The organism is Candidatus Saccharibacteria bacterium, from assembly GCA_016700315.1.
In the GTDB taxonomy this organism is placed as follows: Bacteria; Patescibacteriota; Saccharimonadia; order Saccharimonadales; family SZUA-47.
In genome coordinates this window covers 174,878-187,467 of sequence record CP065013.1, presented here as the reverse complement: position 1 = coordinate 187,467, position 12,590 = coordinate 174,878, and the positions used below count along the sequence as shown (strand labels likewise).

Here is a 12,590-nt window from a genome sequence, read left to right as displayed (position 1 = left end):
ATAAATCTAGAGGAGTCTTTATGAGTAGAAGTACCGGGGTTCATACTCGGATAGGTGCTATGTTTCCAGGACTTAGTAGAGTCCAGGAAACAGTGAGTTTGTCCAAGGAAGCTAAGGTCAGGTTAAAGTGGGTCGACTACTATCTTGGACACGAAAAGAATGCTTCTTTGACGTGTCGACACTTTGGTATAGTTAGGAGTTGTTTCTACAAATGGTTAAACAGATTTAATTCTTTGGGCTTAAGTGGACTGGAGACCGTTAGTACCAAACCAAAGAATACGCGCTGCAGTCTTGTGCCTAGTGAAGTTGTGTCGCTTGTAAAAGCACTCAGAAAAGCCAACCCAGAGTATTCAAAGTACAAACTACAGACAATCCTAAAACGAGACTACGGCTATTCTCTGAGCGCCTCCACCATTGGCCGTATCACAACTCACTACAAGCTTTTCTTTGCTCCTCCAGTTAAGCCCAAGAACCATCCTCGGAGGCTAGCTAGCCTCAAGAAGCGGCGTAAGCCCACTGGGTTCAAGGCAGTAAAGCCAGGACAACTAATCGAGGTAGATGTAAAACATCTACCTAGCATAGGCGCAAAACGCTATGGCTTCGTAGCTATTGATGTAGTCTCCAAGCAGGTGGCTGTCCATGTCAGTTCAACAATCTCAAGCGCTCAGGGAGCGCTTGCTTGGCGTAAGGCAGTCCATAAGCTAGGGTTGCCTGATGCGGTGCTAACCGACAACGGGAGCGAGAACATGGGTGCGTTTACTGCTCTCCTAAGCACTCAGACCACCGAACACTATTGGGCTAGACCCAGAACACCTAAAGACAAACCACACGTTGAGAGGTTTATTGGAACTCTTGAAAGGGAGTGCATCCAGTGGGGTGGCCTAGCCATAGACATCAAAGATCAGCAGGACATCATAAACACCTGGCTGGACAAGTATCATGATTACAGACCTCACCAATCCCTAGGCTATTTGACACCAAACGAGTATAGGTCCAAACTAGAGATAGAGTTGTCCTCGATGTAGTGAACCTCCACAAATCTTTGCAAATTTAATAGCCAGTAGTTATACTAGTTGTTGGAGTAACAACAAAAGACTTATGCTTGATACATTTATCACCTCAAGAGTTAGACGCAAAATCGTTGTGGTTTATGCTAAATATCCTGACTTCAAAACCCATGTTCGTGGTTTAGCTAAGCTTATCAAAGAAGATGCTGGCAACATCCAGCGCGAGCTCAAAAGACTAGAAAAAGTCGGTTTCTTGCTTAGTGAAAAGCAGGGTAATACCAAGGTCTACCACACCAATAAGCACTTCCTTATTTTCAAAGAACTACAAAGTATTGTCCTAAAAAGCCAGCGCACTAATCAACGTAAGTCCCAGTAGGCTAATTAGAAAGCTAATATGTCTACCAGAACTGAACTGTTAAATTTGTCCTTTGAAAAACTTCTACAAAGCTCGGCTGTCGAAATACCGACTGTAAGGAGGGATAGTAGCGCAAACTTGGTCCCATCATGGTCGGGCAATGAAGCAGAGAAGGTCTCAGACAATTTTATCGATATCACAAAAGAAAGGCGTAATTTCCTAACAGAAAACTACAGAATATATCGATCACTTTATGATCATAGACTGCCCCGGCTATCATCATATAAGTACAAGGCGTTATGTTTTGGTGTAGTTGCTTGTGTTTCATGGGTTGTCGAGCAAATTGGTGGCAAGGAATTTGGTCATGGAGCTGCTTCGGTTGATGTGAAGTCATTCTTAGGCTTAAAAGTTGAGGAAATAGATGCCAGCTTGTCTGTGCTCGGCTTACTCGGAGTGTTAGATACTGTCCTAGAATAGAGATTGCCACTAGGCAGCGCTAATGATTCAAGGCAAGTCACTACCTACAGTATTAACCAAGAAGCTACGGGCGTCTTGCGTCGTGGGACAAAGGAATTTTATGGGGTCCAAGCCTTACTAGATACTGCTATCACAAAAACTCGGGTCCAAGTATTGTAAAATTATCAGTCTTAAGTTAAAATAACACCTATGATTCAAGTAAGTAGAAAAGACCCTAAAGAGCCGTCTGAAAGTGTACTTCGTCGTTTTACGCGTAAAGTGCAGCAATCTGGTGTCTTGGCAGAAGTCAAGATGATCCAGTATTTTGAGAAGCCTTTGAGTAAGCGTGAGCGACGCCGCAAGGCAATCGTTCGCCGAGCTCGCAAAGCTGACAAAATGACCGCCCTTAAAATGGGTAAAAAGCAGTAGTCTTTTAGATCTATTGGCTCTGGGTTCACGTACTTAAGTTGCGTGAACCTATTTTTTGTGGTTTTGATAAAGACTGTTTTTAACTATGTCTTTTCTCTCTTAAATCTGTTAAGCTAGTTTTGTTATGAGTTTGAAGGATAAACTGCAGCAAGATTTAAAGCAGGCGATGTTGGCGCGCGATTCAGCGCGCAGCGATGTGATTAAAGGTCTAAAAAGCGCCATACTTTATGCAGAAGTAGCCACCGGTAAGAGGGATGAAGGCTTAAGTGATGATGAGATAATCAAACTTTTCCAAAAAGAAGCCAAGAAACGTAGTGAGAGCGCACAGCTATACATTCAAGGCGGCAGTCAAGAGCGAGCCGACAAAGAGCTGACGGAGCGGACAATAATAGAAGAGTATTTGCCGGTTGCAATTAGCCTCGAAGAGTTAAGTAGCATTACAGATCAAGTTTTAAAAGAAACTGGGCTATCGAGTATGCAGGCAATGGGGCAGGTGATTAGTGCTGTCAAAGCCAAGGTTGGTCCTGCGGCTGATGGTGGTGCCATAGCAAAGTTAGTCAAAGAAAGGTTATTACGATAATGATATTACTTATGGGTGTTGCTGGTGCTGGTAAAAGCGTTCAAGGTCGTCGCCTTGCAGACGAGAAGGGTCTACCTTGGCTGTCGACAGGCGAGTTTTTGCGTATGTTGGTTGTCGGCGAGCGCCGCAAACAAATGCTAGCTGGTAAATTACTAAGTGATAAAGAGATTATTGAGCTTGCAAACAAAATTTTTCATATTATTGATGTCAAAGAGGAGTTCTTGCTGGATGGGTTTCCTCGAACAATCGATCAAGCTGATTGGCTATATGCCCAACACAAGGCTGGCCTAATGGAGATAACCTGCGTCCTGCACATGCAGGCTTCAGAAGAAGTTGTAAGTCGGCGCCTTTTAAGCCGAGGACGACAAGACGATACTAAAGAGTCAATCGTCAAGCGTTTTGCTGAGTATAACGCCGTAACCTTACCGATTATAGATAGTCTTGAGAAAAAGGGGATTAAAGTCCACCATATCAATGCTGAGAATAGTCCCGAAGAAGTACATGCCGAAGTTATTAAAGCGTTGTATTCATAACAATGTTTACCAAAGTTAAAACCAAAAATGAAATCGAAAACATGCGTACCGGCGGGCGTATGTTAGCTGAGGTATTGAATCTTTTGGTAGGACAAACACATGCCGGTATGACCACCTTAGAGGTCAACGAGCTTGCTGAAGCCCATCTTAAAAAACTTGGCGGCAAACCGGCCTTTAAGGGCTATCAGGGCTTCCCGGCAGGCCTATGTATCTCTGTTAATGACGCTGTAGTGCACGGTATCCCTGGAGATTATGTTTTGCAAGATGGTGATGTAGTTGGGCTAGACTTCGGTGTCAACTACAACGGTATGATTACTGACGCCGCTAGAACAGTTATTGTAGGAAGCAGTTCAAATGAAGATGTAAAAACCTTGGTTGAGACTACCCAAAAAGCACTTGACGCTGGTATTGCCAGAGTCATAGCTGGCTGCCAAACTGGTGATATCGCCGCTGCTGTACAATCAGTTCTGGAGGCGCAAAACTTAGGTATAGTTCGTGATCTTGTAGGTCATGGCGTCGGGCACCAACTTCATGAAGACCCAAATATACCAAACTTCGGTCAAGCTGGTCGTGGCCCTATTCTAAAGGCCGGTATGACTATCGCGATTGAGCCTATGGCAACGCTTGGAACGCATCGTGTTTATCAGGATAGAGACAACTGGACAATTAGAACCTACGATGGAAGTTTGGCTGCTCATTTTGAGGACACAGTTCTGATTACCAAAGATGGCTACGAGATCCTAACTCGCTTAATCTAGCCACCAGTCGTGAGTCCTTAACTCCTAGCTTGGTATGAGTCACGAGGCCTGAGTTTTGGGATAGCCTAAAGTCCACTAAGGCATCTTATCCGTACGGGCCATAATTTAGAGTTATTATTCTTTTGTTCATCGAGCTATGCACTTTTGCGCTAGTACGCATATCTAATTGTAGTTTTTTATGCTACAATTGGACTAAGCGAGTGCTTAGTCCTTATCCGAAAGATAATTTTCTACTCTAGACTCTTAATCCAACGGTTTCGGTAATTTAAACATCGACGAAAAAATCTCAAATCATTGTATGTAGTAGAGCTCACCAATGAGCCACGGCTATTTAATATTAATAAAAACTTTTGGAGAAAAAAAAGATGAAAAAACACAATATCAAAGTCGAGCTAGTTTGTACCGATGTGGTGGGGCTTAGTTCTATGAGCAAAAGATCCCGGGATGCGCTACTGCTTTCCTTGCAGAAATGTTGCAGGACGGTATCGCTTACTGTAGTTTCAAATGCCAAGGACCTCAGTAAGTTGACGCAGAGAGCACCTGATCTTATAGTTTTAGGGCTAAAATATATTTATGAATATGGTGAGCATGCGGAGCGAATCTGGCTGTCGGAGTATCTTGATAAACAGGGTCTTGAATACTGCGGCTCAAAAGCAATAGCTCATAAGCTGGATCATCATAAGCACTTGGCCAAACGCGCGGTTTCTGCCTTCAACATTGATACGCCTAAATCGGTCTTTGTTGATAAAGCGAGCTTCGACCATAGCCGAATTAAGTCTTTGAGATTTCCGCTTTTTATCAAACCAGCCTGCTCGGGTGGGGGTTCTGGTATCGATGAAAAATCTGTCGTCAACAATATGTCAGAGCTCAAAGCTCGTGGCGCCTGCATCTTGGCTGACTTCCCATCAGGCTATTTGATTGAAGAATACTTAACCGGCAGAGAGTTCAGTGTTGCAATCCTCATGAATTCTATTCTGGGAAAGTACGAGGCTTTGCCGGTTGAACTAGTGGCTCCGCGTACAGCCAAAGGCCATCGGATACTTGGTCAAAATGTTAAAACTGGCGATCAGGAAAAAGTTCTAGTAGTTACTGACGTAGAAGAGCATAAATACATTAGTGAGTTTGCACTCAGTTGCTTTCAAGCTTTGGGTGGCAGAGATTACGGTAGGGTGGATATCCGTATGGATGCTGCTGGAAACGCTAATTTTTTAGAAGCAAATCTTATACCTAGTCTGATTGAGGGGTATGGAACTTTTCCCAAGGCTTGTCTGCTAAACAGGTCTCTTAGCCACGACAATATGACTGAAAAAATAGTTGCGCTTGGTGTCCGACGCCTATCCAGTAGACTAACTTTCGCTACCGGCAATAGACCCAGGCCTATAAAGCGTTATGAGCTAGTTTAGAGCAAAGCGTTCAAAGCATTTCTGGCACAAAATTTGCGTAAGCGTTATACTATTGTCATGCAATCAAATGATTTGCCACATTTTTGCGGCATAGATATTGGAACTAGCACTGTTCGCTGTGTCGTCGGTGCCATAAATCAGGCAGGCGAACCAGAGATTATCGGTTTCGGAAGCGCACCCAACGGCGGAATGCGTAAGGGCGTTGTTGTGCTCCCGGATGAAGTGTCGCACGCAATTTCTGTAGCTGTTGAGGAAGCAGCTCGGCATTCTGGGCGTACTATTCGTCATGCAACCGTCAACATTAATGGCTCACATGTTACCGGCAGCGACTCAAAAGGAGTTATAGCCATCAGCGCTGCCAACCGTGAAATAACAGCCGAAGACCAAGCACGCGTTGAAGACGCGGCGACAATCATGCAGATGCCGGCCAACCGCGAAATAATCCAGGTTTTCCCAAAAAGCTACAGACTTGATGGCCAAGAGAATATTAAAAATCCTGTCGGAATGCGCGGTGTGCGCCTAGAAGTTGACGCTCATATTGTTACTGCCAGTACACCAAGCGTCAGGAGTGCCGAGACCGCACTACATTCTGCCGGCGTCGAGCCTGCGCACAAGACGGTTTCATCGCTCGCTAGTGCTGAGGCCACAATGACTCGTCAGCAGAAAGAGGCCGGGACACTGTTACTGGATATTGGCGCTGGGACTTCAAATATTGTTGTGATTGAAGAAGGTGAAGTCCAACACGTAGCTGTGCTACCAATCGGGGGGAACAATATTACCAACGACCTAGCAATTGGTCTCAAGACTGATTTAGACATTGCCGAAAGGGTTAAGCTTGAGTTCGTTTCTCTTGGGTCACATCCCGTTAAAGCTATAGCGGCTATCCAATCAGGCGGTAAGCAGCATACCTTCAAGGGCGATGAAGTAAAAATGATCGTCGAAGCCCGTGTTGAAGAACTTTTTGAATTAGTAGACAGAGAGCTTAAGACTATACATAAATCACGCAAACTTCCAGGGGGCATAGTTATTACTGGCGGGACGTCAAAAATCCCAGGTATAGAGGAGCTAGCGCGAGAGAAACTTCAACTTTCCTCAAGGGTTGGCGTGGTTAGAGGCGTTGGCGGTTTAGCTGATGTTTCTGGTGATAACTCATACACCACGGCAATTGGCCTAGTACTATTAGACATGCTTCTCGCTGGATCAGAAGACCATGCCAATGAACAGTCTAACCAAAGCAACATTGGAAGCCTTAAGTCTGTCCTCAAACGATTTGCCAAAAAAAGTTAAAATAACCAAAAGTCCGGAATAACTATTGACAAATAAGCTAATGCAAAACTTATATTGACTGTATTATGACTACCCTTAGCGGTATTGCTTAGTACCGAATAGGTCACTAATTATTACTTGCTGGTTATTTGTCCTACTTTATTATCGAAGCTTGTAGCTAGACCCCCCTTCTTTAGGCTCCTGACTGGTGAGTGTCAAAACGACAATTAGAGCGAGTGACGTGTTTGAAGCCAATGTAATCATTGGCAAGTTGTCAGAGCATTGTCTTTTTTGACTACGAGACAGTAACGAGACTGAAGCCAGGGGTCGTTCTTTTGACTACTTTTCTATCGATATAGAAAAGTAGTTAGGGCAGCCAGCTGTAGGCTGGCACCTAAATACGAATCTAAGAAGGTCTGTAGACTGTTTGATTCTTTTCTCGAACTATTGAACAAAAATAATGCACTAAAATCGCTCAAAATTTTATAGTGAACACAAAATTGGCATGTTTTTACACAGGTCAAAAAAAGTCAAGTTTTCTTGCGAGTAACATTTAGGTTCGCTATACTGTTGGTATAGATTAAGAGGGAAAACATATGCCACAAGTAAGTCCGGCGATTGAAACAGTAGCAAAGATTAAAGCCATCGGTGTAGGTGGGGCTGGTGGTGCAGCGGTTAATCGTATGATTGAAGCTGGAGTAGAAAATGTTGAGTTCGTAGCTATCAATACTGATGCGCAGGCACTACATCACTCTAAAGCGCAAACAAAAATCCATATCGGTAAAGAGACTACTCGAGGTCTAGGTGCGGGCGCCGATCCAACTATGGGTGAGAAGGCAGCCGTTGAATCTATGGACGAAATTCGCAAAGTCGTCGAAGGCACGGATATGGTTTTTATTACTATTGGTGCTGGCGGCGGTACCGGTTCTGGGGCAGGACATATTGTTGCACAAGCAGCTCGTGATGCGGGTGCGCTAGTAGTTGGTTTTGCTACTAAGCCATTTGCTTTTGAAGGCGAAAAGCGTCGTCGTAATGCCGACACAGCCATTGAAAAACTAAGATCAGCCGTTGATACACTTATCGTAATACCAAACGACCGCTTACTACAGACAATTGATCGCACTACGCCACTACTTGAAGCATTTAAGGTTGCAGACGACGTGCTAAGGCAAGGTATTCAAGGAATCTCTGATTTAATCACTGTGCATGGGCTGATCAACCTAGACTTCGCGGATGTTAAGACAGTTATGAGCAACGCGGGTACGGCACTAATGGGTATTGGTCGCGCTAGTGGCGAGAATCGAGCTATCGAGGCCGCAAAGCAAGCGATTGAGTCGCCTCTACTAGAAGTATCTATCGACGGAGCTCGAGGTATATTGTTCAACGTTATATGTGGTAATGATATGGCTATGCATGAGATCAACATGGCTGCCGAGACTATTACTGCTGCAGCTGATCCAGATGCCAATATTATTTTTGGAGCGACAATCAACCCTGAGCTTGAGGGTGAAGTCATTGTGACTGTTGTAGCAACTGGTTTTGATAGCTCTTACTTCGCTAACCGTCAACCAGTTGCCAGAGCTTCTGCGACTATGCAGGTGTCTGAAGATACTTCGGTGTCGTCTGTAAGTGCTTCTAATTCTGAAGTGGACGGAACGCCGCAAATGACTGATCTCGAAGACGACATAGATATGCACGAGATTCGTTCTTTGGACCTCGAGCTAGACAAAAAACCAGACGAATCCTCTCAATTAGGATCCCTGTCTTCGACAACTGCCGAGGAGCCAAGCGGCAATATTTGGACTATGGACTCTGATAACCATGATCTCCAGCCTAGTTCAGGTAGTTTTGACAGTGAGAAATCTGAAGAAGCAGAACTGGAGAAGCCCTCATTCCTTAGGCGACTAACCAAACTACGACACAACAAAGATGATGCTGACAGCAAAGATTCTGATCTAACAGATAAAAAATAGCTATCATTGTCATAAAAAACACAGCATAATTTACTTGCTATGCCACTACTAGTGGGGGTACTATTATAAGCACGAACACTATATATGGTGAGGTACCTTACAGATAAAATAAAGATAAGTTAGATCCAGCCTGAAAAGGCGATCAACAAAGGGTTAAAATGAAGTGCACTCAGTGCCAACACGAAGAAACAAAAGTAATCGAGTCGCGAGACGTTGCCGAAGGCGCGTCGATTCGACGCCGTCGTGAATGCGCAAAGTGCTCGCATCGTTTTACCAGTTACGAGCGAATCGAGAAACCGCAGCTTATAGTCGTCAAAAAGGACGGTACACGTGAGCTTTTTAATCGACAAAAACTGTTAGCTGGGCTGTACCGCGCGACCGAAAAGACCCCTGTTACTAGCCTAGAGCTGGAGAAGCTAGTTGATCGGGTAGAAACTAACTTATTGGCTTGCGGCGATGGTGAGGTTGGCTCTAGCAAAATCGGCGACGAAGTAATGGACGAACTTTCTAACCTCAACGAAGTTGCCTATGTACGCTTCGCAAGCGTTTACAAACGCTTCAAAGACATTGCTAGCTTCGAACGCGAGTTGTCGGAGATGCGCCAACGCAAAAAACAAAAGTTAATATCTCCTGACTAATCTGTTGCCTGAAGTCTTAGTCTTAAAAAACTAAGGCTTCCGGGAGCGGGTTGGCTGACAGTGTAAGGGAATGGAGAGACCCCTTATACTGCAAGGCAAAACCGTAATCCAAAATTAAAAACTAAAAATACGCTGTAACTTTTGTCGGAAGATTCCTGCAAGGCTAAGGTGTGGAGGGTAAAAAGATGAGCGAATTAACAACTTTAGGTATCGGTCGGCGGTTTACAAAGCCAAAGACAAGAGCGTACGACCAGTTGACTTGGGTCAAGCGTGACTCAGTTATTAAAAATCCTATGACAGGCAAGCCAGTTTTCGAGCAGCTTGGTGTAGATTTTCCAGAAGATTGGTCGCTCAATGCTATCAACATTGTTGCGCAGAAGTATTTTACTGGTACACCCGGAACGGCTGAGCGCGAAAGCTCGCTTAAGCATCTGATTGATCGTGTAGCTGATACAATTACTCGCCAAGGTTTGCAGGAAGGCTATTTTGACACCGAGTCCGAGGCTGAGACATTCAAGGAAGAGCTTAAGTACATCTTGGCTACTCAGCGCGCCGCCTTCAACTCTCCGGTCTGGTTCAATATTGGCGCCCCAGAGCGTTCTCAACAGGCCAGCGCTTGTTTTATCCTTGGAATCGAGGATACCATGGGTAGTATTCTTAACTGGTACCGCGAAGAGGGTATGATTTTCAAGGGTGGTTCTGGTTCTGGGATTAACCTCAGCGGTATTCGTTCATCCAAAGAGCCGCTAGGTAAAAGTGCCGGTACGGCCAGTGGTCCACTAAGTTTCATGCGTGGGGCAGACGCCTCTGCTGGTGCGATTAAGAGTGGTGGCAAGACCCGCCGCGCCGCTAAAATGGTCATCTTAAACGTTGATCATCCGGATGTTGAAGAGTTTATCTGGTGTAAGGCAATCGAGGAGCGTAAGGCACGCGTCTTGCAACAAAACGGCTTCGATATGAACCTGGACGGCAAAGATTCTTTCTCTGTGCAGTACCAGAACGCTAACAACTCAGTTCGTGTATCAGACGATTTCATGAAGGCTGTCGAAGCCGATCAAGACTGGAATCTTGTCGGAGTAAAAACCGGCAAGACTATCAAGACGGTTAAAGCTCGCGACCTGTGGCGCCAGATTGCCGAAGCAGCTTGGGAGTGTGCAGATCCTGGATTGCAGTTTGATACCACAATTAACAAGTGGCATACTTGTCCAAACGCCGGCCGTATCAACGGTAGCAACCCGTGTAGTGAGTACATGCATTTAGACAATTCGGCTTGTAACCTAGCCAGTATCAACCTGCTGAAATATCTAAATAACGATGGTAGTTTCGATGTTGACGCTTTTCGTCACACTGTTGATATCATTTTTACCGCTCAAGAAATTTTGGTTGGCTACTCTGAGTATCCAACAGATAGTATTGCCAAAAATGCGCGGGCATACCGAGAGCTAGGTATCGGCTACGCCAATCTTGGTGCGACTCTTATGGCCCAAGGTTTGCCCTATGACAGTGACGAAGGCCGTGCTCAGGCTGCTGCTATCACGGCTCTACTTACGGGCGAGTCTTATGCAACGAGTGCAAGATTGGCGCACAAAGTTGGTCCCTTTGCAGGCTTCCACAAAGATCGAGACGGCATGCTCAAGGTTATTGGCATGCACCGCGCGGCGGTTAACGATATCGATGCTAGTCTAGTTTCTGAGGAACTTCTAAACGCCGCTCAAACTGCCTGGGATGACGCCGTAGAATTGAGCGAAAAGTATGGTGTTCGTAACTCACAAGCTAGCGTTCTAGCTCCAACTGGCACCATTGGACTGATGATGGACTGTGACACAACCGGCATCGAGCCTGATCTCGGCCTGGTCAAATACAAGAAGCTAGTTGGCGGCGGTAGCATGACTATTGTCAACCAAACAGTGCCTCGCGCGCTGAAAACCATGGGCTACACCAAACAGCAAATCGACGATATAGTTGCTCACATCGATAGCGAGAAAACCATTTCAGGGGCTCCGCATCTGAAGCCTGAGCACACTAATGTATTCTCATGTTCGATGGGCGACAACCCAATTCACTACCTTGGCCACGTCAAGATGATGAGTGCTGTCCAGCCGTTTATATCAGGCGCTATCAGCAAAACCGTCAACATGCCAGAAAGTGCCACGGTCGAAGATATCGAACAGCTTCACATGGATTCCTGGAAACTGGGTCTTAAAGCAGTTGCCATCTATCGAGACAACTGTAAGGTTGGTCAGCCGCTATCGATGATGAAAAAAGACGGCGATAAAGAAAATAATTCTCCTGTTGCCGCTGCTACGCAAGAGCCAGCTACGACCGTCAAACCTCGTCGCTTACTGCCAAAAGTGCGCAAGAGCCGAACTTACCGCTTTGAGATTGCCGATCTCGAGGGCTACTTCACCGTTGGTGAGTATGAGGATGGTACTCCTGGCGAACTTTTTGTCAACGTCAGCAAGCAAGGCTCAACCCTGTCTGGCTTGATGGACTCATTTGCCGTCAGTGTAAGTCAGGGCTTACAGTACGGTGTACCACTCAAACGCTATGTTAAGAGTTTTAGAGGTACTAGCTTTGCTCCAAGTGGCATTACCGATGACCCAGAGCTCAGAACTGCTAGCTCCATCACCGATTACATGTTTCGACGTATCGCTAAAGACTACATGAGCTTCGATGATCAGCTCGAGCTAGGGCTTGCCTCATTTGACGATATGCCAGCAGAACAAACAGCACTGCCCGTAGAAGAGCTTGCTGATCAAGCCAAGCCGGCTCCAGAAATCCCAGTAGTCGAGCAAGTCGTTGATGCCCACGTTACCCTTCAGGGTCACGAAACAATCAAGAAGGCTAGCAAAAGCGACAATGCGCCAATGTGCTTTAACTGTGGTAATCAGACGCAGAAGGCGGGGAGTTGCTATGTTTGTACCTCCTGTGGCTCGACCACCGGCTGCTCCTAGAAGCACATGACGCATTAGCCTGCTTTTTGGCAGAGCCAAAAACTCTGCTAATGCTCTTGCGGCCACTGCGTTGTCATGAGCTGCGATACTCGATAGGTGTACCAAAAAGTACGCCTATCTCCGTTTCTCACTCCTTCCTAGCAATAGCTCGCAATCATGCACTCCTAGGGTGCTCTATGACTATCGCAACCTGCTCTTTCGGATGCTCCAGTACGCAGAGGACGTATGTTTAATACGT

General features: G+C 45.6%; 12 protein-coding genes. All 12 read left to right on the top strand.

Annotated elements, in window-relative coordinates; genetic code table 11:
* Positions 1–20: 20 nt before the first annotated feature.
* The 12 genes from IPO96_00845 to IPO96_00790 all read left to right on the top strand — a co-directional run bounded on the left by IPO96_00845 (position 21) and on the right by IPO96_00790 (position 12,352).
* On the top strand, positions 21–1,025 hold the full coding sequence (locus tag IPO96_00845; GenBank protein ID QQS65095.1) for a transposase: 1,005 nt from the start codon (positions 21–23) through the stop codon (positions 1,023–1,025).
* 73 nt (positions 1,026–1,098) lie between these two features.
* Entirely contained in the window at positions 1,099–1,383 is a 285-nt protein-coding gene (locus IPO96_00840; protein ID QQS65094.1) for an ArsR family transcriptional regulator, read from the top strand.
* Between the two features lie 18 nt (positions 1,384–1,401).
* Positions 1,402–1,839 carry a hypothetical protein gene (locus IPO96_00835; GenBank protein QQS65093.1) on the top strand — a complete coding sequence of 146 codons (438 nt, stop codon included), beginning with the start codon at positions 1,402–1,404 and terminating at the stop codon, positions 1,837–1,839.
* Between the two features lie 189 nt (positions 1,840–2,028).
* On the top strand, positions 2,029–2,247 hold the full coding sequence (rpsU, locus tag IPO96_00830; protein QQS65092.1) for a 30S ribosomal protein S21: 219 nt from the start codon (positions 2,029–2,031) through the stop codon (positions 2,245–2,247).
* Positions 2,248–2,371: 124 nt separating this feature from the next.
* Positions 2,372–2,827 (top strand): GatB/YqeY domain-containing protein, encoded by a 456-nt coding sequence (locus tag IPO96_00825; GenBank protein ID QQS65091.1) that lies wholly within the window; start codon positions 2,372–2,374, stop codon positions 2,825–2,827.
* Positions 2,827–3,360, top strand: coding sequence for a nucleoside monophosphate kinase (locus IPO96_00820; protein ID QQS65090.1), 534 nt, complete (start codon positions 2,827–2,829; stop codon positions 3,358–3,360). The genes IPO96_00825 and IPO96_00820 overlap by 1 nt, the downstream gene beginning before the upstream one ends.
* A gap of 2 nt (positions 3,361–3,362) precedes the next feature.
* Positions 3,363–4,118, top strand: a complete 756-nt coding sequence (gene map, locus IPO96_00815) for a type I methionyl aminopeptidase (protein ID QQS65089.1) — start codon at positions 3,363–3,365, stop codon at positions 4,116–4,118.
* A 365-nt stretch (positions 4,119–4,483) separates the two neighbouring features.
* Positions 4,484–5,521: a hypothetical protein gene (locus IPO96_00810; GenBank protein QQS65088.1), complete on the top strand. Its 1,038-nt coding sequence runs from the start codon at positions 4,484–4,486 to the stop codon at positions 5,519–5,521.
* 57 nt (positions 5,522–5,578) lie between these two features.
* Positions 5,579–6,808 (top strand): cell division protein FtsA, encoded by a 1,230-nt coding sequence (gene ftsA, locus IPO96_00805; protein QQS65087.1) that lies wholly within the window; start codon positions 5,579–5,581, stop codon positions 6,806–6,808.
* Between the two features lie 575 nt (positions 6,809–7,383).
* Positions 7,384–8,760, top strand: a complete 1,377-nt coding sequence (ftsZ, locus tag IPO96_00800) for a cell division protein FtsZ (protein QQS65086.1) — start codon at positions 7,384–7,386, stop codon at positions 8,758–8,760.
* 158 nt (positions 8,761–8,918) lie between these two features.
* Positions 8,919–9,398, top strand: coding sequence for a transcriptional repressor NrdR (nrdR, locus tag IPO96_00795; GenBank protein ID QQS65085.1), 480 nt, complete (start codon positions 8,919–8,921; stop codon positions 9,396–9,398).
* Between the two features lie 185 nt (positions 9,399–9,583).
* A complete protein-coding gene (locus IPO96_00790; GenBank protein QQS65084.1) occupies positions 9,584–12,352 on the top strand; it encodes a vitamin B12-dependent ribonucleotide reductase in 2,769 nt (922 codons plus the stop codon).
* Positions 12,353–12,590: the final 238 nt, after the last annotated feature.

What these genes read in the sequence shown, in the direction of transcription:
- IPO96_00845 (QQS65095.1), top strand. Translation starts at nt 21, where the DNA reads ATGAGTAGAAGTACCGGGGTTCATACTCGGATAGGTGCTATGTTTCCA.
- IPO96_00840 (QQS65094.1), top strand. Translation starts at nt 1,099, where the DNA reads ATGCTTGATACATTTATCACCTCAAGAGTTAGACGCAAAATCGTTGTG.
- IPO96_00835 (QQS65093.1), top strand. Translation starts at nt 1,402, where the DNA reads ATGTCTACCAGAACTGAACTGTTAAATTTGTCCTTTGAAAAACTTCTA.
- rpsU (QQS65092.1), top strand. Translation starts at nt 2,029, where the DNA reads ATGATTCAAGTAAGTAGAAAAGACCCTAAAGAGCCGTCTGAAAGTGTA.
- IPO96_00825 (QQS65091.1), top strand. Translation starts at nt 2,372, where the DNA reads ATGAGTTTGAAGGATAAACTGCAGCAAGATTTAAAGCAGGCGATGTTG.
- IPO96_00820 (QQS65090.1), top strand. Translation starts at nt 2,827, where the DNA reads ATGATATTACTTATGGGTGTTGCTGGTGCTGGTAAAAGCGTTCAAGGT.
- map (QQS65089.1), top strand. Translation starts at nt 3,363, where the DNA reads ATGTTTACCAAAGTTAAAACCAAAAATGAAATCGAAAACATGCGTACC.
- IPO96_00810 (QQS65088.1), top strand. Translation starts at nt 4,484, where the DNA reads ATGAAAAAACACAATATCAAAGTCGAGCTAGTTTGTACCGATGTGGTG.
- ftsA (QQS65087.1), top strand. Translation starts at nt 5,579, where the DNA reads ATGCAATCAAATGATTTGCCACATTTTTGCGGCATAGATATTGGAACT.
- ftsZ (QQS65086.1), top strand. Translation starts at nt 7,384, where the DNA reads ATGCCACAAGTAAGTCCGGCGATTGAAACAGTAGCAAAGATTAAAGCC.
- nrdR (QQS65085.1), top strand. Translation starts at nt 8,919, where the DNA reads ATGAAGTGCACTCAGTGCCAACACGAAGAAACAAAAGTAATCGAGTCG.
- IPO96_00790 (QQS65084.1), top strand. Translation starts at nt 9,584, where the DNA reads ATGAGCGAATTAACAACTTTAGGTATCGGTCGGCGGTTTACAAAGCCA.